Annotated in this window: 22 protein-coding genes, 1 tRNA gene and 1 pseudogene; 14 read left to right on the forward strand and 10 right to left on the reverse strand. The window is 38.4% G+C overall.

The window, feature by feature from the left end; all coding sequences use genetic code 11:
• Positions 1-39: 39 nt before the first annotated feature.
• Genes G0028_RS03370 through G0028_RS03385 form a run of 4 tightly spaced genes read left to right on the forward strand, consistent with a single transcriptional unit; the run spans position 40 to position 3,117 of the window.
• Positions 40-765 (forward strand): 3-ketoacyl-ACP reductase FabG2, encoded by a 726-nt coding sequence (locus G0028_RS03370; protein ID WP_130074121.1) that lies wholly within the window; start codon positions 40-42, stop codon positions 763-765.
• The gene (locus tag G0028_RS03375; protein ID WP_180045237.1) at positions 765-2,000 is read left to right on the forward strand and encodes a beta-ketoacyl-ACP synthase; all 1,236 of its coding nucleotides are present in this window, start codon (positions 765-767) and stop codon (positions 1,998-2,000) included. Before G0028_RS03370 ends, G0028_RS03375 begins: the two co-directional genes overlap by 1 nt.
• A 4-nt stretch (positions 2,001-2,004) precedes the next feature.
• Entirely contained in the window at positions 2,005-2,439 is a 435-nt protein-coding gene (locus G0028_RS03380) for an excinuclease (RefSeq protein WP_180045238.1), read from the forward strand.
• A 12-nt stretch (positions 2,440-2,451) separates the two neighbouring features.
• Entirely contained in the window at positions 2,452-3,117 is a 666-nt protein-coding gene (locus tag G0028_RS03385) for a 4'-phosphopantetheinyl transferase family protein (protein WP_174493305.1), read from the forward strand.
• Between the two features lie 68 nt (positions 3,118-3,185).
• Here the strand turns inward: G0028_RS03385 and secF are convergent, their stop codons facing one another.
• From secF to G0028_RS03410, 5 genes and pseudogenes are all read right to left on the reverse strand, one after another.
• The gene (gene secF / locus G0028_RS03390) at positions 3,186-4,169 is read right to left on the reverse strand and encodes a protein translocase subunit SecF (protein ID WP_130074125.1); all 984 of its coding nucleotides are present in this window, start codon (positions 4,167-4,169) and stop codon (positions 3,186-3,188) included.
• Between the two features lie 7 nt (positions 4,170-4,176).
• Positions 4,177-6,075 (reverse strand): protein translocase subunit SecD, encoded by a 1,899-nt coding sequence (gene secD / locus G0028_RS03395; RefSeq protein WP_180045239.1) that lies wholly within the window; start codon positions 6,073-6,075, stop codon positions 4,177-4,179.
• A 53-nt stretch (positions 6,076-6,128) separates the two neighbouring features.
• Positions 6,129-6,458: a preprotein translocase subunit YajC gene (yajC, locus tag G0028_RS03400; protein WP_111858849.1), complete on the reverse strand. Its 330-nt coding sequence runs from the start codon at positions 6,456-6,458 to the stop codon at positions 6,129-6,131.
• A gap of 126 nt (positions 6,459-6,584) precedes the next feature.
• Positions 6,585-7,718, reverse strand: a complete 1,134-nt coding sequence (gene tgt, locus G0028_RS03405; RefSeq protein ID WP_130074127.1) for a tRNA guanosine(34) transglycosylase Tgt — start codon at positions 7,716-7,718, stop codon at positions 6,585-6,587.
• Positions 7,719-7,936: 218 nt separating this feature from the next.
• Positions 7,937-8,165 (reverse strand): annotated as a pseudogene (locus tag G0028_RS03410) (transposase); the annotation flags it as partial.
• Between the two features lie 165 nt (positions 8,166-8,330).
• Between G0028_RS03410 and G0028_RS03415 the strand changes: the two are divergent.
• Positions 8,331-9,146, forward strand: a complete 816-nt coding sequence (locus tag G0028_RS03415) for a PoNe immunity protein domain-containing protein (RefSeq protein ID WP_180045240.1) — start codon at positions 8,331-8,333, stop codon at positions 9,144-9,146.
• 548 nt (positions 9,147-9,694) lie between these two features.
• Here the strand turns inward: G0028_RS03415 and G0028_RS03420 are convergent.
• Positions 9,695-9,781, reverse strand: a tRNA-Leu gene (locus tag G0028_RS03420).
• Positions 9,782-9,953: 172 nt separating this feature from the next.
• Between G0028_RS03420 and queA the strand changes: the two genes are divergently transcribed.
• Positions 9,954-10,991 carry a tRNA preQ1(34) S-adenosylmethionine ribosyltransferase-isomerase QueA gene (gene queA, locus G0028_RS03425; protein ID WP_180045241.1) on the forward strand — a complete coding sequence of 346 codons (1,038 nt, stop codon included), beginning with the start codon at positions 9,954-9,956 and terminating at the stop codon, positions 10,989-10,991.
• A 77-nt stretch (positions 10,992-11,068) separates the two neighbouring features.
• Here queA and G0028_RS03430 read toward each other — a convergent pair whose 3' ends face one another.
• On the reverse strand, positions 11,069-13,303 hold the full coding sequence (locus tag G0028_RS03430) for an NADP-dependent isocitrate dehydrogenase (protein ID WP_180045242.1): 2,235 nt from the start codon (positions 13,301-13,303) through the stop codon (positions 11,069-11,071).
• A 916-nt stretch (positions 13,304-14,219) separates the two neighbouring features.
• Between G0028_RS03430 and G0028_RS03435 the strand changes: the two genes are divergently transcribed.
• The 8 genes from G0028_RS03435 (at position 14,220) to G0028_RS03470 (ending at position 24,322) form a co-directional block, all read left to right on the forward strand.
• Positions 14,220-15,506 carry a sensor histidine kinase gene (locus G0028_RS03435; RefSeq protein WP_180045243.1) on the forward strand — a complete coding sequence of 429 codons (1,287 nt, stop codon included), beginning with the start codon at positions 14,220-14,222 and terminating at the stop codon, positions 15,504-15,506.
• 154 nt (positions 15,507-15,660) lie between these two features.
• Positions 15,661-18,411 carry a bifunctional [glutamate--ammonia ligase]-adenylyl-L-tyrosine phosphorylase/[glutamate--ammonia-ligase] adenylyltransferase gene (glnE, locus tag G0028_RS03440; protein ID WP_180045244.1) on the forward strand — a complete coding sequence of 917 codons (2,751 nt, stop codon included), beginning with the start codon at positions 15,661-15,663 and terminating at the stop codon, positions 18,409-18,411.
• A gap of 26 nt (positions 18,412-18,437) precedes the next feature.
• Positions 18,438-19,364 carry a branched-chain amino acid transaminase gene (locus G0028_RS03445; protein ID WP_130074175.1) on the forward strand — a complete coding sequence of 309 codons (927 nt, stop codon included), beginning with the start codon at positions 18,438-18,440 and terminating at the stop codon, positions 19,362-19,364.
• A gap of 79 nt (positions 19,365-19,443) precedes the next feature.
• Positions 19,444-20,334 (forward strand): ELM1/GtrOC1 family putative glycosyltransferase, encoded by an 891-nt coding sequence (locus G0028_RS03450; RefSeq protein WP_180045245.1) that lies wholly within the window; start codon positions 19,444-19,446, stop codon positions 20,332-20,334.
• Between the two features lie 12 nt (positions 20,335-20,346).
• Positions 20,347-21,156, forward strand: a complete 810-nt coding sequence (locus G0028_RS03455) for a polysaccharide deacetylase family protein (RefSeq protein ID WP_180045273.1) — start codon at positions 20,347-20,349, stop codon at positions 21,154-21,156.
• Between the two features lie 2 nt (positions 21,157-21,158).
• A complete protein-coding gene (locus tag G0028_RS03460; RefSeq protein ID WP_180045246.1) occupies positions 21,159-22,148 on the forward strand; it encodes a glycosyltransferase in 990 nt (329 codons plus the stop codon).
• Positions 22,149-22,163: 15 nt separating this feature from the next.
• Positions 22,164-23,210, forward strand: coding sequence for an ELM1/GtrOC1 family putative glycosyltransferase (locus tag G0028_RS03465; RefSeq protein WP_180045247.1), 1,047 nt, complete (start codon positions 22,164-22,166; stop codon positions 23,208-23,210).
• Positions 23,211-23,263: 53 nt separating this feature from the next.
• Entirely contained in the window at positions 23,264-24,322 is a 1,059-nt protein-coding gene (locus G0028_RS03470) for a glycosyltransferase family 4 protein (protein ID WP_174493298.1), read from the forward strand.
• Between the two features lie 14 nt (positions 24,323-24,336).
• Here the strand turns inward: G0028_RS03470 and G0028_RS03475 are convergent, their stop codons facing one another.
• From G0028_RS03475 to G0028_RS03485, 3 genes are all read right to left on the reverse strand, one after another.
• Positions 24,337-25,464, reverse strand: coding sequence for a glycosyltransferase (locus tag G0028_RS03475; protein ID WP_174493297.1), 1,128 nt, complete (start codon positions 25,462-25,464; stop codon positions 24,337-24,339).
• Positions 25,454-25,672 carry a hypothetical protein gene (locus G0028_RS03480; protein ID WP_174493296.1) on the reverse strand — a complete coding sequence of 73 codons (219 nt, stop codon included), beginning with the start codon at positions 25,670-25,672 and terminating at the stop codon, positions 25,454-25,456. The genes G0028_RS03475 and G0028_RS03480 overlap by 11 nt, the downstream gene beginning before the upstream one ends.
• Before the next feature lie 144 nt (positions 25,673-25,816).
• Positions 25,817-26,686, reverse strand: coding sequence for a lysophospholipid acyltransferase family protein (locus tag G0028_RS03485; RefSeq protein ID WP_180045248.1), 870 nt, complete (start codon positions 26,684-26,686; stop codon positions 25,817-25,819).
• Positions 26,687-26,959: the final 273 nt, after the last annotated feature.

Consider the following 26,959-nt stretch of genomic DNA (forward strand, 5'->3'; position numbering starts at 1 on the left):
TCGTCAGTTGAAAAGATGAGAAAATATTAGGATAAGCGTGTGACAAGAAGAATTTTAGTAACGGGGTCAAGCCGAGGTATTGGAAAAGAGATTGCATTACAATTGGCGCAAGCGGGTTTTGATGTCACAGTACATGCACGTTCTCGAAAAGTGGAAGCAGAGCAAGTGGTTACTGAAATTCAAGCCATGGGACGACAAAGTCATGCGCTGTTATTTGATGTGACTGAACGAGTGCAAGTACAGCAAATATTAGAAAAAGACATGGCTGAACATGGTGCATTTTATGGTGTGGTGCTGAATGCAGGTTTAACCCATGACGCGGCATTTCCAGCATTGACTGACCATGATTGGGATGAGGTGATTTCCACCTCATTGGACGGTTTTTACAATGTTTTAAAACCCTTGGTGATGCCGATGATTCGTCTGAAAAAAGGCGGGCGTATTGTCACGATGTCTTCGGTGTCGGGCGTGATGGGCAACCGTGGACAGGTGAACTATAGTGCTGCCAAAGCAGGACTGATTGGTGCCACCAAAGCCTTAGCATTGGAATTGGCAAAACGTAAAATTACGGTTAACTGCGTTGCACCTGGTCTGATTGAAACAGAAATGGTCAGTGAAGATGTACAGGAACATGCCTTGAAAATGATTCCAATGCAGCGCATGGGGCAAGTCGATGAAGTGGCAAAAGTGGTGAAATTTCTGTGCAGTGATGATGCCAGTTATATCACCCGACAAGTCATTTCAGTCAACGGAGGCTTGATCTAATGAAGCGTGTCGTGGTGACAGGAATGGCAGGTATTACCTCATTAGGTGAGACAGCAGACTCTATTTTTGAACAGTTTGCTGCGGCAAAAAGTGGTATTCGCTACATGCCTGAATGGGAAATATTTACCGATTTACGCTGTAAGATTGCAGGACCTGTGGAGTCTTTTGAAACGCCAAAGCACTTTAACCGTAAGGTGACACGTGGCATGGGGCGTGTGGCTTTAATGTCTGTGATCTGTGCAGAAAAAGCTTTGATCGATGCTAATTTGCTGAATGATCCGATTTTACAAAACGGTGAAACAGGTGTGGCATTTGGTTCATCTGCGGGCAGTGTCGATGCAGTCGCTGAGTTTGGTTCTATGTTATTGCAAAATAATATGAATAAAATGAATGCAACCACTTATATCCGCATGATGTCACATACCAGTGCAGTCAATATGACCGTGTACTTCGGTTTAAAAGGACTGACATTGCCAACATCAAGTGCCTGTACTTCAGGTTCAATGGCAATCGGTCAAGCCTATGAAGCCATTAAGTATGGTAAGCAAACTGTGATGCTTGCAGGTGGTGCAGAAGAACTGAGTGCGGCAGGCTGTGCCGTTTTTGATGTGTTGTTGGCGACCAGTGGTATGAATGAACAACCTGAAAAATCACCACGTCCCTTTGACCAAAACCGAGATGGTTTAGTGGTCGGTGAGGGTGCGGGGTGTTTAATCTTAGAAGAATATGAACATGCCAAAGCACGTGGTGCTACAATGTATGCGGAAATTATCGGTTATGGTAGCAATACCGATGGTCAGCATGTGACCCGTCCTGACTCAGAGATGATGGGACGTTGTATGCAATTGGCATTGAAGGATGCCAACATTAATGCTGATCAGATTGAGTATGTTAACGCTCATGGCACATCAACAGATCAGGGGGATATTGCTGAAACACAGGCAACCGCACGGGTGCTAGGGCGTAAACCGATCAGCTCGCTGAAAAGTTATTTTGGGCATACATTGGGGGCTTGTGGTGCAATTGAAGCATGGCTGAGCCTAGAAATGATGCAAAGACAGCAATTTATTCCGACATTAAATTTAGAAAATATTGATCCACTTTGTGGCGATTTAGATTATATTGTGGGGAAAGCTCGAACAATAAATGCCGAAATATTGATGAGTAATAATTTCGCTTTTGGAGGTATTAATACGTCCATTATTTTCAAAAAAATAGATCATAAACAAGGGTAACGACATGTCTATTAAAAATATCTTAATCGCTTTAGCGTTAGGCGTAAGTGGCATTGCTTCTGTACAAGCAGCAGATTCAATCCATCAATTTAATTTCCAAGAAGCTGTTGACCGCGCTGTTGCTGATGGCGTATTAGATGGTTCTGTAAAATTTTATTTGGCAGGTACCAAGTCGGGTGGGCAGGTACTTCAAAAAGGTTTGGTCACCAATAAAAAGACCAATGGTTTTGGTAAGTCAGCAGAGAATGCTTGTGACCATGTATTACGTTCAGCCTTGATTCAATTTCAAAATACGGCAAAATCTCGTGGTGCAAATGCAGTCACTAATCTCGTGAGTTTTTATAAATCCAATGAAACACGTAGTACAACAACATATGATTGTGCAAAAGGTACAGCCGTTGCTGGTGTTGCTTTGAAAGGTGACATTGCTAAATTTTAATGTGAAGTGAGTATGATTGAGCCAGTGAAAAACAGAACGATTCAAGTCCATGTTCAACCATTGGCTCAATTTATTCATTTAGTCAAATCAGATTTTAAAAATTTACCTGAATATCATCAATATAAAAAAAACATAATTTATCAGCAGCGTAATCATTACCTGTCTGTATTTTTACAGCACCATATTTCAGAAGCAGATATTCTGCGCAACGAATTTGGTAAGCCTTATTTAGCACATCTTGAAAAAATTGCATTTAACCATTCTCATAGCCAGCAGCACTATGCTTTGATTATGTCTCAAAATATGGCAGACATTGGTGTTGATGTTGAAGATCTAGATCGAAAGGTGCGTTTTGAAGCATTGGCAAAGCATGCTTTTCATCCTCAAGAATATCAAACATGGCAAGATGTAGAATTTGACTCAGAATATTGGTTTAAGGTATGGACAACCAAAGAGGCGGTGTTAAAAGCCTCAGGTTTAGGTATTCGTTTGAGTTTGAATACTTTGAATACCCAAGTACACCCTTTTGATCATGGGGGAATATGTACTCATCCTCTGATTGGGGTATTTGCCTATCAAAATTATCGTTTGCCAAATTGTATGCTCACCATTGCATGGCGTTCAGAACACTCATGCAAGGGCTTCGCCTTTCCTCAAATTAAGATGATTCAACATTAATATTTGCTTGTTTAAAATGCAGAAATAAAAAAGCCCATCCGAAGATGGGCTATTTTTAAAATAGTGCCTTAATGTGGAATTTGTTCTTCATCTTCAAACTCAGGTTTAACCTGAACAATGAAGTCTTGACGGTTGAGACCACGCCATAAAGCGAAGGCTGTACCAATATAGATTGAAGAATAAGTACCGACAAATACCCCAATGAACATGGCAACAGAAAACCAATGTAAACCATCACCACCTAAGAACATCATGGCCATAACCACAAGCAAAAGTGTCATCGAGGTGTGAATAGTACGACGTAGTGTTTCAGTCAATGCTGAGTTCACGACTTCAAGTGGACTTGCACCGCGAATCTTACGGAAATTTTCACGGATACGGTCTGAAACTACAATATTATCGTTGAGTGAGAAGCCGATTAAGGCAAGAATCGCAGCGAGAACTGTTAAGTCAAATGGCCATTGCATCATGGCAAAAATACCCACAGTTACAATAACGTCATGGAGCAAAGATAACACTGCACCCAGTGCGAGTTTAAACTCAAAGCGAATAGTGACATAGACAAGCATGAGCAGCATTGCAAGCGCAACAGCACCCGCAGAGCGGATATAAAGCTCATTACCGACTTGACCGCCGACAGAGTCCACTTTATGGACATTTGCTGCGTTACCAGGCAGTTGTACAGCCTTAGTCAGTGCGTTATTTAAGTCTTCAACATTAATATCTTGTACTGGCATACGTACAATTAAATCTTTGTTTGACCCTAAGGTTTGCACTACCGCATCTTTAAAGCCTGCTTTATCTAAAGTACTAATCACGTCAGCAGGTTTTGCTTCATGTTGATAGTTGAGTTCAGCAGAAACCCCGCCAGTAAAGTCTAAACCTAAATTTAGACCCTTGGTGACAATAAAGAAAATACTACCAATCGTGAGGATGATCGAAAGGATTGCCGCTGGTTTCGCAATCTTCATAAAGTTGATGATTTTTTCATCATCAGGGCGACCATACTTTTTGGCTTTTTGCTCTTGAGGTTGAGTCACATCAGTCATCATCGATCTCCTATATGCTCAACTTTTTCAAGTTGCGTTTTTTACCATAAATGATCTGTACGATAGCGCGAGTCACTGTAATCGCAGTAAACATTGAGCAAACAATACCGATCATCAAAGTAACAGCGAAGCCTTTAATCGGGCCTGTGCCAATCGCAAATAAGATAAATGCAACCAAAAAGGTGGTTAAGTTCGAGTCGAAGATGGTGTTATAAGCACGATCATAACCCGCCACAATGGCCTGTTTAGGGGAGGCACCCCATCGCATTTCTTCCCGTATTCGCTCACAGATCAGTACGTTGGCATCAACAGCCATACCAATGGTGATGACGATACCTGCAATACCCGGTAAAGTAAGAGAAGCACCAATCCATGACATGATGGTCAGTAGCATGGCAAGGTTAATCATTAATGCTAAGTCAGCAATCACACCAAACACACGGAAGAATACCACCATCCAAATTGCAACAAGGATGAAGCCGACTTGGGTCGAAAGTACACCTTTATCAATATTTTCTTGACCAAGACTTGGACCCACGATACGTTCTTCAACGAAATACATTGGCGCAGCAAGTGCACCTGCACGTAACATCAATGCAAGTTCAGCCGCTTCTTGTGGCGAGTCTAAGCCAGTGATACGGAACTGAGCACCTAGCACAGCTTGAATCGTTGCTGCATTGATGACCACAGATTCTGTATATGGTGTACGTACTTCAGTTTGTACACCTGTTGTTGGGTCTGTAATGAATTCAATTTTTTGTTTATTTTCAATAAACAATACTGCCATGCGTTTCCCAACAGCATTACGCGTTGCATCTGCCATGAGCTTACCGCCAGCATTGTCTAACGTAATGTTGACTTCAGCACCGCCAGTATCTTGACTAAACCCACTTGATGCATTTTGAACACGTTCACCTGTTAAGATACGGTTACGGTTTAACAATAGCTGTTTGCCACTGTCTAATGACTCATAAGCAAATAACTCGGTACCCGGTGGAATTGGTTGACCATTAGACTGACCATTTGGAATGACATATTGATCATTCAAATCGGACACTAAGCGGAATTCTAAGTTCGCTGTACGGCCCAATACACGTTTTGCTTCAGCAGTATCTTGAACACCTGGTAATTCAACCACGATACGGTTGCTACCTTGACTTTGTACCAAAGCTTCAGCCACACCTAACTCATTAATACGGTTACGTAAAGTCGTTAAGTTTTGATCTAAAGCATAAGATTGGATTTCTTGTTTAGTCGTATCATTATAAGTGAGTTTCAGAGTAGAGCCTGTCTCAGTTGCAAGCGCTTGCTGGTCATACTTATTACCATCACGACGTAAAAAATCCATCGCAGCAGCGCGATCATCATTATTTGCAAATAATAAGGTAATCGTGTTGTTATTCAACGTTAAGCTGTTGAATTTGATTTTTTGTTCGCGCAAATCACGACGTAGATCAGTTGCCGAAGTTTCCATGCGTTGTGCAATTGCTTTGTCCATATCTACTTCAAGTAGGAAATGAACACCACCACGTAAGTCGAGACCCAGTTTCATTGGTTTTGCACCAATTTTCTGTAGCCACTCTGGCGTGGTTGGCGCAAGGTTGAGCGCAACAACATACTCTTCACCTAAACCTTTACGCAAAGCTTCTTGGGCTTTGAGCTGAGCATCAGATGAACTTACACGCAACAATGCTGCATTGTTGGTAAAGGTATTGTCATGAGTGGCAATATTGTCACTCTTTAATATTTGCTCTGCTTTTTGTATGACAGACTGATCAATCTGCGTACCAGCTTTGGCACCAGAGATCTGAACAGCAGGTTCATCAGGATACAAACTTGGCAGGGCATATAATGTACTGACCACAAGAACAACGAGGATCAGTAAATATTTCCATGCAGGGTAACGCATTCGCTTTCTTCTTAAAATTAAAAAGTCGTGCAAGAAGCACGACTACTTTTTGATTAAAGGTTATTTAATGTGCCTTCAGGGAGTACTGAAATAACACTTGCACGTTGTATTTTTACTTCATTACCACGGTTGAGTTCAATTACTGCAAAGTCACCGTCAATTTTTGTCACACGACCCATTAAGCCACCTGCAAAAACCACTTCACTGCCAACGCCTAAGCTTTCAATCAGTGCACGGTGTTCTTTAGCACGTTTTGCTTGAGGACGCCAAATAAGGAAATAGAAGATTGCAACAAAAACAGCAATCATCAATAAGTTAGCCATCATGCTTGGACCTTGTGCAGGTGCATCGGCTGCATGAGCAGCAGAAATAAATAAACTCATTTTAGTTTCCTAAAGTTAAATAACGGGTGTCAAAAACATGACATTTAAATTGACTTGTTCTGCAATTTACATGGTCTTGTAGCTCAGCGCAAATCCTGATGAATGAAAAATACGCCATCCTTAGGATTATTCATCGACTGGGCAAGGTGGAACTTCTAAGCCACGGCGTTGATAGAAATCAGCGACAAATTCATCAAAGGTACCATTGTCTAAAGCATCACGAATATCTTGAGTAAAACGTTGGTAATAACGTAAGTTGTGAATCGTACCGAGCATTGAACCCAACATTTCGCCACATTTTTCTAAATGGAATAAATAGGCGCGGGTAAAATTTGTACAAGTATAACAATCACAATGTGGATCAAGTGGACTTTGATCATGACGATATTTAGCATTGCGAATACGCACCAAACCATCAGTCACGAAATAATGCCCATTACGCGCATTACGGGTTGGCATGACACAGTCAAACATGTCTACACCACGACGAATCGCTTCAACAATGTCCTCAGGTTTCCCAACACCCATCAAGTAACGTGGCTTATCTTCTGGCATTTTTGCAGGCAAATAATCCAAAACTTTAATCATTTCTTCTTTAGGTTCACCTACAGATAAACCGCCAATGGCAAAACCATCAAAATCAATTTCTTTTAGACCATTGAGTGATTCTTCACGCAGGTCTTCGTACATGCCACCTTGAATAATGCCAAATAATGCATTTTTATTTTTTAATACATCATGGTGCTGAGTTTTACAACGTTTCGCCCAACGTAATGAAAGCTGTAATGATTTTTGTGCTTCTTCATGCGTTGCAGGATAAGGCGTACATTCGTCAAAAATCATCACGATATCTGAGTTCAATGTATGCTGAATATCCATTGAAATTTCAGGTGATAAAAAGACTTTTGAGCCATCAATAGGTGAGCGGAAAGTAACACCTTCCTCTTTGATTTTACGCATTGCGCCTAAGCTGAAGACTTGGAAACCACCTGAGTCAGTGAGAATTGGTTTTCCCCACTTCATAAACTCATGCAAACCACCGTGTTCACGAATGACATCTAAACCAGGACGCAAGTAAAGATGAAAAGTATTACCCAAAATAATTTGAGCTTGAATATCTTCAATATCACGCGGCAACATGCCTTTGACCGTGCCATAAGTGCCGACTGGCATGAACACAGGCGTTTCTACAACACCATGTTCTAAGGTTAAACGACCACGACGGGCACGTCCCGACTGACCTAATTTTTCAAACTTCATAAATGACCTAAATCTGGCGAAAAAACAGTTCGCTGATTGATTGCTGCAAAAGTTGACTATTTTCCCATGTTTTTATGGTGAATTGCTAGTCATGATAAAGACTAAATATGAATTGAAAATGAAAGCTTTGTTTGAACGCTTTAACACAGCAGTTTTTACTGGATCTAAATTAGCACTGGGTATCGATTTGGGTACTTATTTCCCTTTGTGCTGATTATTTTGAGTTGCTGTTTGAGTTTTTTATTTTCTTTGAGCAAAGCAGCAGGGTCAGGACAATATTGCTGTGAGCCAACGAGTGTTCCTGTCTTTGCTTTTTATGATGCCAATTCGACTGCGTTTGCATGGAAATATACTAAGCTGTCGTGCCGTTTCAGAGGTATTTTCTTTACTTGATTTAATCGCTTCAGTTTTAAAGGGTGCCGTATCAATCTTTTGTTTTTTGCTCATGCTAAACTTTTAATAAGTTTATTTTTTTTATCAAGCTAAAATCTCCATTTTTATCAGCATACATCAACCTATTCGTATTTGGGTAGAATCTAATATCAGTAAAGTTGTTGATAATAAAGGTAGGTTAACAGGATCTAATCCAAGTAATTTAGGTAATTGAAGATAATGGCTTTACCACAATTGGAACGAAGACAACAATTTCTAACACCTCAAATGTACCAAACATTCAAGGCAGAAACTCTGGATACTATTGAAACTTTTAAAGTAAATCCTACAGGTGTTGGTCATTCTCTAGAAGAAAGATGGGTATATTCTTATGCTCTAGTCGCAGAGAACTATTTAAATCTGCTTATATTGGAATATACAGCTGGCAATAGTTTACTGTTCATGAGAAGCCAACTAGAAATAGTCATTGATTATTATGAGCAGTATGGAAGTAAATTAAGAAGTTATCATAAAAATATAAACTTACCAGTTTTTGAATTATTTACTATTGATGGCTATTGTCCATGTATTTGGTTAATCAGTTTGTGTTACTTACTCCACAGAAAGGATTTACTACCTAGAGTTGCGAAATTGATTGACGGTGAAAAGAAAGAAAATGTCGCTCAAGATTGGTTAATTGAAGAGTATTTATCTTTTTCAGATAAAAATAGATATGATTGCTCAACAGTATTGGTTGCAAAACCTTATTTATTATTATGTGAAGCATTTTCAAATCAAGATAATGAAACTTCTTTAGGTTTTGTTCGTCAGTTTTTAAAGAATTGGTACAAAGATTTATCAGGAGCACCTTGGTATGATGCTCACACATCTGACGGCGGTTATTATGGATATTGGGCTTTTGAAGCAGCATGCGCTGTTATTCTGTTAGAGATAGAAAATGATACAGTCTTACATCAATACTTATATTACCCCAAAGATTTGGTTGATTTTTATCACACATTTACGCTCAAAACTTCAGGAATAAATTTTCTTTAAGATCATTATAAAGTTTCGATTAAAGCAGTGGGAAATGTCCTCAACAGGGTTATTGGTTGGTAATTGTTAAAGTGAATTCACTTCAATACTTTAAAGTAGGATATATTTTTTCATAATTTTCAATGTTTTGGATTATCTATATTGACGGTTTGATGGTGAAGATGAATTCATTGATTGAATCGCCTCCAAAATTTTAGGCATACCTAACCATCTTTTGATGGGTTTTTTTATCATCTTCGGAATATCCAAATTCTAGTACCTGAATGTCTAATTCTTAAGTAAAGACCGTTACCCTCTAAAAGGTTGTAATTTTTTCTTTTGCTGTGCTTGCTTCAATTTGAGTGACTATGAATGGTTTTATCGTTTTAGCCATAGAACTGTACCATGAGTACCTAAAACAAAAATTGGGTACTCATTATCTACCACAACCACCCTGTTTTCAGGTTATGAGGTATCTATGGATGAAACTCAGAAAAGCATGTATGCTATTGATTTAGATAATAAAAAAGCCCCTAAGTCTTAATGCGCTTAGAGGCTTTTCATATATATGGTCCCGAGGGTCGGACTCGAACCGACACGTCATCGCTGACAGTGGATTTTGAGTCCACCGCGTCTACCAATTTCACCACCTCGGGAGAGGTTGTGTGGCTATAATAGCGTTTTTCAGATCATTGTCAATCAAGATATTTCACATTTGTTTATTTTTAATTCAGATGTGATTTTTTTGGATTAAAAAGCAGCAATTTCTGCGATAAAGTATAAAAAAGACTATACTACGTCGAGTTTTATTTCCTAAATTTTCGTTTTATGCAACTTTCTGATTTTAACTTTGACCTCCCCGATGAGCTTATTGCTCGCTATCCTTTAGACACACGTAGTGCATCACGGTTACTGCATCTCAATGCAGATGGGTCATACCAAGACCATCATTTCACCGATATTTTAGATTTGTTCGAAGAAGGTGACTTAATGGTGTTAAATGATACCAAAGTGATGAAAGCTCGCCTTAAAGGTAAGCGTGCAACAGGTGGTGCAGTCGAGGTTCTCGTTGAACGTATTTTTGACCAAACCATTGCCCATTGTCATATCAAAGCCAGTAATTCTCCCAAAGCAGGCGCTGAATTATTTATTGGTGAAGATGGAGTCAAAGTGACTGTCACTGGTCGACATGAAAATTTATTTGTCGTGGAGTTTTCACAACCTATTTTACAAGTTTTAGAGGTTTATGGTCAGCTACCGATTCCACCATATTTTAATCGTGAAGCTGAAGCGATTGACACTGAACGCTATCAAACAGTTTTTAATAACCCGACTAAGTTAGCATCTGTTGCAGCGCCAACAGCAAGTTTGCATTTCGATGAAGACCTTCTAGCCAAATTAGCCCAAAAAGGTGTGAATAAAACTTTTGTCACTTTACACGTTGGTGCAGGCACTTTCTTGCCAGTACGTACCACAGATATTGAAAATCACATTATGCATAGTGAATGGTGTGAAGTATCAGAATCTGCTGCAAAAATGATTCAAGATACGCAAGCTCGTGGTAATAAAGTGATTGCCATTGGTACAACGGCAACACGTGCAGTCGAAAGTGCTGCACAAGCTTGTGGTGGGAAAATTGGCGCTTGGACAGGGGATACACAGATTTTTATTTATCCAGGTTATCAGTTCTGTGTCGTAGATCGTTTAATTACGAACTTCCATTTACCTGAATCAACCTTACTGATGTTGGTTTCGGCATTATCAAATAAAGAAAATATTTTGAATGCATATCAACATGCAGTGGCAAGCAAATATCGTTTCTTTAGTTATGGTGATGCGATGTTGATTGAAAAATCATCTGTATAAGTTTTGCATTTATAAATAAAAAAACCGATGCCTTGGCATCGGTTTTTTATCACACAAATAAATTTGTGCTAGATCACTTATTGTACTGCTTCAAGTGCTGCATTTAAAGTTGCACTTGGACGCATTACTGCATCAACTTTTGCTGTATCTACTGCATAGTAACCACCGATATCAGCAGCTTTACCTTGCACTGCAGCAAGTTCAGCAACGATTTTTTCTTCGTTGTCAGCAAGTGTTTTAGCAAGTGGTGCAAACTTCGCTTTAAGCTCAGCATCTTCATCTTGTGCAGCCAAAGCTTCAGCCCAGAATTTAGCAAGATAGAAATGGCTACCACGGTTATCCAACTCACCTGTACGGCGTGATGGAGATTTATCGTTGTCGAGCAGTTTACCTGTTGCTTGGTCTAAAGTCTTCGCAAGAAGTTTTGCTTTCGCGTTATCTTCTTTAATGCCCATTTCTTCTAAAGAAACAGCAAGTGCTAAGAACTCACCTAAAGAATCCCAACGTAAGTGGTTTTCTTCAACAAGTTGTTGTACGTGTTTAGGCGCAGAACCGCCTGCACCAGTTTCGTACATACCACCGCCCGCCATTAACGGAACGATAGAAAGCATTTTCGCAGAAGTACCTAATTCCATGATTGGGAACAAGTCTGTGAGATAGTCACGTAAAATGTTACCTGTTACAGAAATTGTATCTAGACCGCGCGCTACACGTTCAAGTGTATAACGCATTGCACGTACTTGAGACATGATTTGAATGTCTAAGCCAGCAGTGTCATGATCTTTCAAGTAAGTTTGAACTTTCTTGATCAATTCATTTTCATGTGGACGGTACGGGTCAAGCCAGAAGATTGCTGGCATACCAGAGTTACGAGCACGAGTTACAGCAAGTTTAACCCAGTCGCGGATCGGTGCATCTTTCACCTGACACATACGCCAGATATCGCCTTCTTCCACGTTTTGAGACATTAACACTTCGCCAGTTTCGATATCAGTGATGTTTGCAACACCAGCTGCTGGAACTTCGAAAGTTTTGTCGTGTGAACCGTATTCTTCAGCTTTTTGCGCCATCAAACCAACGTTAGGAACAGTACCCATCGTACGTGGGTCAAAGTTACCATTCCATTTACAGAAGTTGATCATTTCTTGGTAAATACGTGCGAACGTAGATTCTGGCATTACTGCTTTACAGTCGTAAGGTTTGCCGTCAGCACCCCACATTTTACCGCCACCACGGATCATTGCAGGCATAGAAGCATCTACAATTACGTCGTTAGGAGAATGGAAGTTCGTGATGCCTTTTGCAGAGTCAACCATTGCAAGTGCAGGACGGTGTTCTTGACAAGCATGTAAATCTTCGATGATTTCTTCGCGTAAAGAAGTTGGTAGGGTTTCGATCTTTTCATAAAGACCTGCCATACCGTTGTTTACGTTAATACCGAGTTCAGCGAATAATTTAGCGTGTTTTTCAAACGCTTCTTTATAATAAATTTTCACACAGTGACCGAATACGATCGGGTGTGAAACTTTCATCATGGTTGCTTTAACGTGTAAAGAGAACAAAATGCCCGCTTCTTTACAATCATCTAATTCTTTTTCATAGAAGTCGCAAAGTGCTTTTTTGCTCATGAACATAGAGTCGATGATTTCACCGTCTTGAAGCGCAACTTTTGGCTTAAGAACAATGGTTTCACCTGATTTGGTGATCAATTCCATTTTCACATTACGTGCACGGTCTAAAGTCATTGACTTTTCACCGTGATAGAAGTCACCTTCATCCATATGTGAAACGTGGGTTTGTGACCACTGTTTCCATTCACTCATAGAGTGTGGATGTTTTTTTGCATAATTTTTTACGGCAGTAGGTGCACGGCGGTCAGAGTTACCTTCACGTAAAACTGGGTTTACAGCAGAACCTAAGCATTTGCCATAACGTGCTTTAATTTCTTTCTCTTCATCAGTTGTTGGATTTTCTGGATAATCAGGAATCGCAAAACCTTTCGATTGAAGCTCTTTAATACATGCTGTTAATTGAGCAACAGATGCACTGATATTTGGCAATTTAATGATATTGGTATCAGGATCTTGAGTAAGACGACCTAATTCAGCAAGGTTATTGTTAACCTTTTGCTCATCTTTTAGATAGTCTGTAAATTCTGCAAGCACACGTGCAGCAACAGAGATGTCGGTTTTAACGATCTCTACGCCAGCGGGCTTAGTAAAGGTCTCAATGATCGGTAGCAGAGAATAGGTCGCTAACAGTGGCGCCTCGTCGGTCAATGTGTAAATGATAGTTGACTTTCCACCAGCCATATATAGCCCCTTGCTTTGGATTATGTTTTTGAGGACTAAACTTGTGGTTCAGTCCCTACGAACCGATTTGCTTAAATAAAAACATTGAAAGTATCAATGTTCATTTCCTTTCAGTCAATGTAAGATCTAGTGATAACGACATTTCGCTAAAAAATGATACTAGAGCTTGTATGACTGCTTCATGACGAGATCTGTCACATGGGTTGTAAATCTGAAAATACCTTCAGTTTCTTGATCTATACGACAAAACACAGAACAACTTGTGTAGGATAAGTTTGGTGTAGAATGAGAGTGAATTGTAACAGCGCAGTATTTCTTATTTTTATATCGCGACAAACACTCACACATTGAACACCGTGTGTGTTCTGGCGAAACAATACACAACCTGTCAATATTTGCAAATCTATAACTTAGTGACATGATAACAGAATTTGTTTAAATATGCTTAATTAGGTGTACAGTAATGACGTATGAGCATCGAACAAAATAGAGCTAGAATAGAAAACGGTCATTGTATTATTTGTATAAGATAGAAACTAAATATATCAATGAAAATCAGTAAAATTTTAACATTATTTAATTTTATCTATTTTTGATTGATGGTATTTAAATTAAAATATAATTTATATGAAGGATATATATCTATTTTTCGGTTTATAAATCTGATTTAGAAAATCATCAAATGTAGGTAAATATAATTTAACAGATCTAAATGAAGTATAGGACTATATTTTAATTTATATGTCATAGTTTTATGTAATTGATTTTGTGGTGTTTTTTAAATAAAATAGAGTTTGGAATTATTATCGATAGAAGGTTGTATTATTCTAGACATATTGTTGTTATATTATAAAATGTGACATCTTGTAAATAAGCTGAGTCATACATTCTTTTTACTCGTCCTCATGAGGCAGCCATGACATTAAAACTCTTAGAAATGAGTGAGGCTGATAAGCTAAGCGCTTGTAAATTATCTTTATTATTGGGTGTAAATAGCTCGGATAATAAAATTGAGCGTTATATGCGGGTTGCACGTGGCATATTGAATTTAAAAAAAGCAATTTTTTCGTTTCATGATGAACCTTATGCCTGGTATACCGAGTCATTGTACGATTTTCGAATGCTCGTTATCGAAAAAAATAAAAGTTTACTGCCTTATTTTGAACAAGATTTAATGATTACTGCCAAACATCATAATTATCAAGAATTTTCACAACATTTACGTGGTTTAAATATACCTCACCAACGTGTAGTGGGATTAAATTTTAAATATAGTGAAACAGGCGAATCATTTGGTCAGGTCATTTTTTTTGATGATGCTGAGGAAGATATTACTGTCGAACAAATGAGTTTGTTAGATGAATTAAGTTCTGGTTTGGTGACGATTTTAGAAAAAAGAACAGAGTCGGAAAATTATTTAGAACTTTATGAACAAGAGTGTGCACTCAATTTTAGTAAAACTAAATTTTTCCAAATCATTGCACATGATTTACGAGCACCATTTCATGGCTTGATTGGTTTTTCTGAGGTTTTAGCGAAAGAGCAAGATACATTAGATCGTGAAAGTATTCAGAATATTGCTGAATATTTATACGATACTGCCATGTCAACTTATACGTTATTGGAGAATTTACTGAATTGGGCAATGGCAGAAGGCGGGCGCTTTGTTTATCACCCGATTAACTTCAATTTAAAACAATCTACAAAGATTGTTTATGATGTGCTGAATATGTTGGCTATCAAAAAAAATATTCAGTTAGTGGATGAGGTGCCGGAGCATCTTAAAGTATATGCTGATATCAATATGGTGACTTCGATTATTCAAAACTTAGTTTCGAATGCATTGAAATTTACTCATGTTGATGGTTCAGGCAAAGTCATTCTTAGTGCAAAAGAAAGTCTAGAAGGCATTGAAATTTCAATCCGTGATACAGGGATTGGAATGACAGAACAACAAATGCAGAACATTTTTGAGCCTGAAATCAATGCCAGCTTTAAAGGAACGTCTGGTGAGCGAGGAACAGGTTTAGGTTTGGTTCTATGTAAACGTTTTGTTGATTTAAATCATGGTGTGATTTCAGTGAGCTCTAAAATAGGAGAGGGGACAGTCTTTACTTTGATATTGCCTACAGCGAAGCACAGTCATCAAGCTTTAGTGACAGCATCAATCGATAAAAAAACGTGTCAGAAAAACAATGTATAAAACATTCATCAACAGCATTTAAGTAGAGCGCAAAGCGTTCGTGATGTCTAATATTTTGACTAAAAATGCCGGAAATTTGCCTCTGAAATCTGCCCGTGGCAGTGATAACCTGTTATAAAGATAAGGTGAATTAAAAAGTATAGGCTCTTTCCAAATGAATGCTGAGCAATTGCAAAAAACGTTACGTGCCAGTCAATACGCAGAACAAGTATTAAGTTTACATCAGGCTTTTTTAGAACAAGATTATGCTATTGATCAGTTTCAGTATTCGCTTTCAACCGAAAAAATTCAACAATATGTGCATGAAACCTTAGTTGGAATTTCAGATGAATTGCAATGGATGAAAGCCATTCGTATTTTACGTGCACGTTTAATGTTTCGTTGGATTTGGCAAGATGCTAATCAGCTTACAAATGTGGTTACTTTAACACGTGAACTTTCCGATTTTGCAGATGCAAGTATTAATGCGGCTAAAGATTTTGCCAGAATTCCATTGATTGCCAAGTATGGAGAACCGATTGGTTATAATGGCAAAGTGCAAGATCTGATTGTCATTGCAATGGGGAAATTGGGTGCGCAAGAGCTGAATTTATCGAGTGATATCGACCTGATTTTTGCTTTTGATGAACAGGGTGAAACCAACGGTCGTAAGTGTGTTGATGTACAACAGTTTTGTATTCATTGGGGACAAAAGCTGATTTATTTGCTTGAGCATATCACCGCAGATGGTTTTGTATTTCGTGTTGATATGCGTTTACGTCCTTGGGGTGATGGTTCCGCACTTGCCATTAGTCATGTGGCATTAGAAAAATATCTCAGTCAGCATGGACGTGAATGGGAGCGTTATGCATGGATTAAAGCGCGTATCGTATCTGGTGGAAAAGAGGGGGATGAGCTGTTAGAAATGACACGACCTTTTGTTTTCCGTAAGTACGTGGATTACACGGCTTTTGAAGCGATGCGTGAAATGAAAGCCATGATTGAGCGCGAAGTTGCACGTCGTAATATTGCTGATGATATTAAGCTAGGTGCTGGAGGGATTCGCGAGGTTGAATTCATTGTTCAAGTATTTCAACTGATTTATGGCGGTTCAAAATTAGAATTACAAGATCGGCAATGCCTAGTTAGCCTAAAACACTTGGGTGAAGTTGGACTACTAGACTTACAATCAGTTCTAGATCTTGAGGATGCTTATCTTTTTCTACGTCGTGTTGAGCATGCTATTCAAGCATTGAATGATCAACAAACCCAATCTTTGCCAACTGAGCCAGAACTTAGACAGCGTATTGTTGATACTTTGAGTTTTAAGGATTGGCAACAGTTTCTTGATGTATTAAATGAAAAGCGTAGTAGAGTCATTTACCAATTTGAACATCTAATTAAAGAAAAAGGCTACGATTCACCTGCGGAAAGTTTTAGCCAACTTGAGCAACAATTAGAAAATGTCTTAGATGAAAATGCAAAAAATTTAATTCATGAATTTTGGTACGGACATGCCATTAAAAAACTTCCTGCCAAAGCAGTACAGCGCTTAAAAGAGTTCTGGCCGCATTTGATTGAAGCGATTTTACAATCAGATAAACCGCAAGTGGCGCTCATGCGTTTGATGCCTTTGGTCGAGTCGGTGATGCGCCGTACTGTCTATTTAGTCATGCTCATTGAAAGCAAAGGGGCATTGCAGCGCTTAGTTAAAATGGCAACGGTAAGCCCTTGGATCTGTGAAGAGCTGACTCATTATCCAGTGTTATTAGATGAATTTTTGTCGATGGATTTTGAATTGCCAAAACGCAAAGATTTGGAAGATTCTTTACGCCAACAGTTATTACGCATTGAGATTGATCAAGTTGAAGATCAAATGCGTGTATTGCGTTTATTCAAAAAATCGAATGTTCTGACGGTTGCGGCAAGTGATGTACTGGCTGAAAGCCCCCTCATGAAAGTCTCAGATGCACTGACTGATATTGCTGAAGTATCTGTCATTGCGACTTTAAATTTGGCTTATCAAACTGTGGCGAAACGGCATGGTTATCCATTAGATGCAGAAGGACAGCGCTGTTCACTTGATCACATGGCTTTTGTTGTTGCAGGCTATGGTAAATTGGGTGGAATTGAGTTGGGTTATGGTTCGGACTTAGATTTAGTATTTATTCATTATATGGATGAGCAAGCCGATACCGATGGCATGAAAATCATTAGTGGTTTTGAATTTGCTATGCGCGTTGCACAGAAATTTATGTCTTTAATGACCACGCAAACACTCGATGGTCGAGTCTATGAGGTGGATACGCGCTTACGTCCATCAGGTGAAGCTGGGCTTTTAGTGACCAGTCTAAAAGCATTTGAACAATATCAATTAAAGAATGCATGGTTATGGGAGCATCAAGCCATTGTACGAGCACGTTCTATCGCAGGGGAAGCAATCTTAAGAAGCAAGTTTGAGCAACTACGTTGTCGAATTCTGACCTTGCCGAGAGAAGAAGAAACAGTTCGACAAGAAGTATTAAAAATGCGGCAAAAGATGAAAGATCATCTAGGTTCTTCAAAAGAACAGAAAAAAGATGGAATTTTTCATTTAAAACAGGATGCAGGTGGTATCGTTGACATTGAATTTATGGCACAGTATGTTGTATTAGCCTGGAGTGGGACGAATCCTGATCTCGCCCATTATTCCGACAATGTTAGAATTCTTGAGGATGCCGCAAAGGCAGGTTGCTTATCCAGCGACGATGTATCCGCACTGATTCAAGCTTATCTTAGTGAACGCGCCGAGAGCCATCGCTTAGCACTTGCAAATCATAATATGCAAGTTAGCGCAGCTGATTGGCACGATACCCGAGAGGTCGTTTGTAAGTTATGGCAAAGATTAATTGATCCAACAGCGGCTTTCGCTTTGGAAAGTGAATAATAGTGTAAAAATTTGGAGTGTGTGCCATGAATTTGGCTGATCGTGATGGTTTTATTTGGCAAGATGGACAAATGGTTGATTGGCGTGAAGCGAAAGTTCACGTTTTAACCCATACTTTACATTATAGTATGGGTGTGTTTGAAGGCGTCCGAGCTTATGAAACACCAAATGGTACCGCGATTTTCCGTCTCCAAGACCATACAAAACGTTTGTTAAATTCTGCAAAAATTTATCAAATGAAAGTTCCATTTGATCAAGCAACTTTAGAACAAGCTCAAATTGATGTTGTACGTGAAAATAAATTAGCTTCTTGCTATTTACGTCCAATCATTTTCATTGGTTCGGAAAAACTCGGGATTGCTGCAACAGACAACACGATTCATGCAACTGTAGCAGCGTGGAGTTGGGGGGCTTACCTTGGTGATGACGCAATGGCGAAAGGCATTCGTGTTAAAACTTCATCATTTACGCATCATCACCCGAACGTGACGATGTGTAAGGCAAAAGCTGCGGGCAATTACACGCTTTCTATTCTTGCCCATCAAGAAGTTGCTCAAGCTGGTTATGACGAAGCAATGTTGATGGACCCACAGGGTTATGTATGTCAAGGTTCAGGCGAAAATGTATTCTTAGTCAAAGATGGCGCATTGCATACACCTGATATTGCAGGTGGTGCATTGGATGGGATTACTCGTCAAACCATCATTACTATTGCGAAAGACCTTGGTATTGAAGTATTTGAACGTCGTATTACGCGTGATGAATTCTACATTGGTGATGAAGCATTCTTCACAGGTACTGCTGCTGAAGTAACGCCAATCCGTGAGTATGATGACCGTGAAATCGGCTCTGGTGCGCGTGGTCCGATCACTGAGAAAATTCAAAAAGCATTCTTTGATGCAGTTCAGGGCAAAGATCCTAAATATGCACATTGGTTGACTTACGTAAAATAAGTTGATCGGTTAAGATAAAAAGGCGGAACTTGGTTTCGCCTTTTTTTATGATTTTTATGGTGGTTAAATAAGGATTTTCATGCATATTGTCTACGTCAGTGATGGAAAAGCAGGACATCGTTCACAGGCAATGGGCTTGTTTAAAGCGATGCAAAGACAATCTCAGCAAGCTGTCACTTTTGAAGAAATCTCAATTGTGGAGCTTTCGATTTTTCCTTTAATTATGGGAATGATGCAACATAAAATTCCTCAGCTTCAACAAACACCTGATTATATCTTTGGGGTGGGAAGCCATACGCAGTTACGTGTATTGCTATTAGGGAAAGTCTATAAACAGGCAAAAACTGTCATTTTGATGAAGCCAAATTTTCCATGCTCATTGTTTGATTATGCTGTGATTCCTGAACATGATGCTGTGACAGAACAGGGCAATGTGATTGTGAGCAGAGGCGCGCTGAATCCCATTGTCGATGAGCAACGACATATTTCAGGTCGCATTTTGATTGCACTGGGTGGTTCATCGAAACGTCATACATGGAATGATCAAAAAGTTTTCGCTGCTATTGAAAATATTGTTCAGCAAAATCCGCATGGCGATATCATTTTAACCACATCAAGACGTACACCCGCAGATTTTTTGAGTCAATTAAAGCAAAAAAAATATGCAGAAAAATTACAAATTTTTCCTGTAGAGCAAACACCACAAGGCTGGATTTTTGAACAAATGCAATTAGCAGAAGCAGTTTGGGTGACAGAGGACAGTGTTTCAATGATTTTTGAGGCATTGACGGCAGGATGTAAAGTTGGGACGATTTTAATTGATCGCAGCAAGCAAGATCGAATCACGCAATCTATCGATCAGATTTTGACAGCGCATTTGATTTCCACTGCTGAAAACATTGCCGATTTACCACAAGCACAGACTTTTAAAGAAGCAGATCGTGTGGCAACATATCTTTTAGCAAAATAACTGGCCATGACCGTGATTTATATTCTCATTTTACTGTTGGTTTTAATGATTGCATTTAGCATGAAATATGCATGGTGGAAACCTGCTGTAGACTGGAAACGTCCGCGTGTTCTGATGTATCACATGGTGCGCGAGCATATAGAGGGTGCGAAGTTCAATAAATTACGAGTTAAACCTGCTGAGTTTGAAAAGCAAATCGCATGGATGAAAGCACAAGATTTTCACTTTGTGACTATGCAGGAGTTACAGCAGAATTGGGGCAAACACCCTGAAAAAACGGTTGCCATTACTTTTGATGATGGCTATCTGGATAATCTGGAAAATGCTTATCCTATTTTAGAAAAATATCAAGCCAAAGCCACGATTTATGTAGTGGTTGATCGTCATGATCGTGATTGGTCTACTTATAAAAAAGCTCATCATAATAGTGGTGAATTGGCACGTGAGCCTAAACTTAATGATGAACAAGTCCGTTTTTTGGCACAAGGTGCTGTGGTTGAAATTGGGTCACATACCCTAACTCATGCCAATCTGGATAAACTGACGGATGAGCAGTGTCTGCATGAGTTACAGGACTCTAAAATACAACTGGAGCAACTGACTCAGCAAGCGGTGACAAGTTTTGCTTATCCCTTTGGAATCTATTCACAACGTGATGTCGATTTGGCAAAACAGGTAGGTTATCACAATGCAGTTACCACCAAAGAAGGCATTGATGGTCTAAGCCCTGACTTTATGCAGCTACAACGGATTAAAATCAGCGGTAAGGATTCAATGTTTGTTGTCAAACTCCGTCTTAAACTTGGCAAGCGTGAGGGCTGATCATGCGTATAACAATGGTCATGGCAAGTAACGAAGATGGTGGGCTTGAAAAGCATGTCATTGAATTGAGTAACGGTTTAGCTCAGTTTCATGATGTAAGTTTAATTGCACATTCACGTTTTTTACCTTTAATGAGTCCAAAGGTTAATTTTATTGAAATGGATATGAGTGGCAGCCGTCATAATCCATTTACTAAGATTAAATTAAAACAAAAAATACTTGAAACACAACCAGATGTATTACATGCACATGCTTCAAAAACTGCAAAATTTTTACAGTATATGATTTCTAGTTTTGATTTTCCAAGTGTTGTCACCATGCACGGTTTGAAAAGTAATATCAAAGCTTATCTAGCTTTTGATCAAATTATTGCAGTGAGTCAACGTTTAGCAAATGAAATTAATCAGCCAAATAAAGTCAGTGTCGTTTATAACGGAGCTGTTGTGACTGAACCTGTTACTGCATTGCAGCGAAACCACAAATTTCTTGCGATTGGTCGCTTAAATGAAGTGAAAGGTTTTGATGTTTTGATCCGTGCTTGGAAAGATATTTCACATGAATTATTGATTATCGGTGATGGTGAAGAGCAAGAAAAATTACAGTATTTAATCGAGCAATTGGATTTACAAGATCGCGTCAAATTGTATGGATACTCTGATCATATTCATCAACAAATTAACCAATCAGAAGCATTAATCATTTCATCGCATCGTGAAGGTGGGCCTTATACCTTGAGTGAGGCTTTACTGTTACAGCGTCCAGTGATTGGAACTGATGTTGGAATGATGTCAGAGTTTATTCCACGTGAGTTTTTATGTGAAATTAACCAACCTGATGCTTTACAGCAATTGATAAAGCATTATATAAACGAACCTGATATTGGTCAAAAATTCGGCATTTCTTTTGATTTAGCAAAACAGCAACTTAGCTTTGATAAAATGATTGCTCATACTATTGATGTCTATATGAAAGTACAACATTCACATAAATAAAGTTTGGATAAATTCATGCAAGATTTACAAAAGCCAATGATTCTCGCCATAACAGATGGTCGTCCTGGTCATGAAACGCAGACTCAAGGTATTTGTACAATATTAAATCGAGATCAAAAATATTTAGTTGAATATATAAAAATAAAGACGATTTCTAAGTTTAAAAAGAAAATTTTGATGTGGGGATTTAAATTTTTTTCAAAATCGTGGATGTTGGGGCAAATCTTTGATCTTGATGAATTTGAAGATATGGATATAGACAGTATCGAATATATCGTTTCTGCAGGTGGTGATACTTTGCTAGCAAATGCATTGTTAAAAGTATATTTAAGCAGCGTTGATGTTCCCGCCAAAAATATTATTGCAACGTCATTGAGAGGAATGCCAGCTAGTGCATTTGATGCAGTATTTACCATTGATGAAAATAAAGCAGGGCAGTCACCATTTATTTACTATCCTATTGCACCCAATAAATTGTTGAGTTTTAATTTAGATAAAGATGAACAAGGTGCACGTCAAAAACTTAATTTAAAATCTGGCACAGGTGTGTGGAGTGTTTTGATTGGTGCTGATTCACATGATGTTTCAATTGGTTCCGTTGAAGACTGGATTATCATGTTGGAAAACCTTGCACAAAATTTTAGTGCAGATGAGTTTTTTATTTCAACATCTAGAAGAACACCAAAATTATTTGAACAAGCTTTGAAAAATGTTTTAAAACAATATAAAAATGTGCATTTGATACTGGTGGGTGAAGGAGATAAGACACCAGTAAAGGATTTAATGTATGCAGCAAATATTATTATTTGTTCACCAGATTCGACTTCGATGGTGAGTGAAAGTTTGATGTTGCAAAAACCAGTATTAATTGCACATTTCGCTGGCACACGCTTAAACTCAGAATTTGAAAAATATTATGCTGATAAAAAAAATCGTGGCTGGATAAAGTTTTATTCCCCAGAACATTTTGATATTCAAATTTTAAATGATTTTAAATATGAATATCATGCGATAAAATTAGAAGAACTAATTAAGGCTCAATTTGAATCAAATAATTTATAATTGACCAAGCTTTAAAAGTAATAGGTTTAATTAATTCAAGGATTCTTTGTGGCATGAAAATTATTAACACAGTTTATGGTGATGCGACAGGTGGCCGTTGGCAAGCCATGTTAAATATAGCAGATACATTGGAACTGGGTGGACATGAGGTTGTTTTATTACGTGGTGAAGAAAATAAGCATTTGAGCAGTGGAAACCGCTCCATTCATGTCATTGCAAATACAGGCTTTTATAGTGTCAATGCCGCAATGAAGATTCGTAAGTTTTTATTGGAACAGCAACCTGATGCTGTCATCGCACATAGTGGAAAAGCAGTCTGGTTGTTTAAGAATGCAATGATGGGGATGGCCAAAAAAATTCCAGTGATTGCAGTTAATCATAGCCATAATGTCAAGCGTACTGTGAGGGCTGATGCATTTATACACATTACACCGCATATTCAGCATTTAGTTCAGCAAAGAATGACAGAGGCACAAAATGCCAAAAAAATGCATGCTGTCATTTCCAATTTAATACACTTACCTAATGAACCCGCTCTACCACAGCCACTACGGACTCCGCCGACAATCGCAATGTTGACCAGGATGATTCCAAACAAGGGTGTTCATATTTTAATTGAAGCGATTCATCTACTCAATCAAAAAAATATTCAGGTAAATGCAATTCTTGCAGGAGATGGTGAGAACAAAGCAGAATATGAAAAAATGGTACAAGATTTTGGCATTGAGCATTTAGTTCAGTTCCCTGGATGGGTGGATGCTCAGCAAAAAGTCGAGATTTATCATCGTGCGGATATGATGGCTATACCATCATTAAATGATATCCAACCTCTTGGCATTCTTGATGCTTTTGGATGGGGAAAAGTCGTTTTAAGTAGCGATCATATTGGTCCTATGCAAGTATGTAAACATCGTGAAAATGCCTGGGTGGCCAAACTTGGTGATGCACAGGATCTTGCAAATGGGATTGAATATCTCATCGCTCATCCAGAAGAAGCGCTACAGTTGGCGCAACAAGCCAAGAAAGAAGCATTGGACGTCTATTGTTTTGAGCAAATTGCGAAAGCGCATAATCAATTTGTCACCGCTGTTGTAGAGCGTTTCAAATCATGATGTTTCTGATGACTTTAATGCTGCTCAGTCAGTTGTAAAAATTGTTCTGCCATTCGATCAATACTAATATTTCTTTGCATTGCAGTGTTGTATTGTATCGGGTGGTTTACAAGGGTATACAGTTTCTGTGCCAATTCTTTAATATTTTGTTTTTCAGCCAGACATAGTGCTTTATATTCTTCTGTAAACAAGTCTGTAATTCCCGTAGAGGACGCATAACTGACGACAGGGATATTCAATGAAATCGCTTCTAGCAAGGTGACAGGACTCCCCTCATAAAATGAAGACATAATGACGCATTGACTTTGTTGCATATAGGTTTTAGGTTGCTCAATCCATCCAAGAAATTCAACTTTGTCCTGAGTATTCAGTGATCGTACCCATTGTTCCAGGCGGTTACGTTCAGGACCTTCACCGATAATCGCCATTTTCCCTGTTAAACCACTTTGTAAAAATGCCTTGATCGCATGATCAACCTGTTTAATCGCAACCAGGCGACCAACAAAAATGCAGTCCCATTTTTTGTTATAAGCCTGAGACGGATTTGGAGCAGCAATAATTTTAGTACCATTGGCAATGTTGGTAAGCTGACTGTCTGGACATAGTTTTTGATAGCGCCGAGCCAGGTCAGAATTGACAGTAATGCATTTTTTCCCGTTAAATAATTTTTTAAATTTTTTTCGGTTACGAATTTGTCGAAGGTATTCTTTTAATAATTTTAGCGGGTTTTGGGTATTTCTAAACTCAATGAGTTCAGCATGGATCCAATGCCATACTTTATCTTTTTGAGATAATTCATCGTAGATATAATAACCATTATGATGACCTAAAATGATCAAATCGAAAGATGTGGAGTTAATCAGGGAGTCGATGGTTCGTTTTTCACAATCATTCAGCTTTTTGTTTTTCCATAATTTGCCAAAGGCAAATTCAGAGCGGATATTCAAATCAATAAAATGAATTTTCTTATTTAGAATTTGTACTGTTTTATCATTGCTTAATACTGCAACCGAGACCTGATGTGCTTGATCAGCTAAACAGGATGCTAAATCAGCAGTAATTTTTTCAGCTCCACCACGGCCTAAATCATCAATAATAAATAAAATTTTTTTTGAATGATGATTCAATTTATTATCCATCATCAGCATTGCCTTTCACAACTAAATAGATAAGTGCCCCCATAATGACAAATGCACCACCAAAACAACTCAAGCAAAATAATAAAATACGTTGATATTTGTCTAAATCAAACAATTGATGATTGAGTATATATAAGACAAAGCCCCATTGAATAAGTGAAAACGCAATAAGAATGATCGTATGACGACGAACATCGGGACGCATAGCCATGAGAGAAATTACCGTTCCAAAGAGCACCATTAGTATGCCATTTTTAAGGCCTAATCTCAATTGAATAAGCACAACTAATTTTTGAGTTAGACTTTATAATATTCCTTAAATCTAAGTCTGTAAAAAATAGAGCGGATGATAAGGTCAAGATTTTTTATAGATATTGATTTGATCAGCATTTTTTCTAAAACGTTTATATGACCAAATATATTGTTCAGGTGCACCGTCAATGATTCTTTGCATTTCTTGGTTGAGGCAATCCACAGAATGCTGTAAGTTTTTTGATAAAATTTCATGAGATAGGCGATTGCAATGCACGTCAAAGCTACGATGGTCTGTATTGCGAATGCAGCTTAAACCGATCACATTACATTGTGTTTTCTGTGCAAGTTTAGAAACCAAGGTACTTGAAAGCGTATTTTGCCCATAAAAAAGAGAGTAAATTCCACCGGACTGTTTAGGTACATGGTCAGGTAAAATCACCGTTAATCCCCCCATTTTTAAATGTTTGAAAATTGCTCGAATCCCACTTTCATCTGTTGGGACAAGTTTTGCATTTGATTTTTGACGTGCTTCTAATAAGTATCGGTTAATCCCTGCAACTTTATTCGGTTTGTACATGATGAGAGGTTGGGCGTATACATTGATCCATGCATTTAAAAGCTCCCAACAACCAAAATGTGGAACGACCAGAATAACGCCCTTTTTATTTGCTAATGCATTTACAAAATGCTCTTCACCATAGATATTTTTAAGCAAGCTTAAACTATAAGCAGCAGGCATTCCCCAACATTTGATTGACTCTAGATAGGTCATATATTGGCTTTTGATACTCTCATTGAGCATGACATGATGGTCGGAATCACTTAAAGTGGGATATGCAACTTTTAGATTTATATGGGTATTTCGTTTTATTGAGGAGTTAAAAAACTGCATTATTATTGCAATGCATATGGCAAAGCGTTGTAAGACACCCAATGGAAAGCGTGCTATAAACTTAAGAATATAATACATAAAAAGATCTGACAGATTGAATGATGAGAAAAAATAAATGGAAGAAATAAAATGCTATAAAGATTAGGAATACGTCAGAAACATTGCAGGGCTAAAATACAAGGTATTTGAAAAATCTTATGAACAAAATGAGGATGGAAATGAATGAAATTTCCAACTTTCAAAATATTTATTTTGGCGTACCTCATCATATACACTTTTAAAGTCAGATGAGTTATCAAAAACAATCAAAACATCATTTTAGTCAATATATGGGGAAATATTCATCGTAAA

This window comes from Acinetobacter piscicola, from assembly GCF_015218165.1.
In the GTDB taxonomy this organism is placed as follows: Bacteria; Pseudomonadota; Gammaproteobacteria; order Pseudomonadales; family Moraxellaceae; genus Acinetobacter; species Acinetobacter piscicola_A.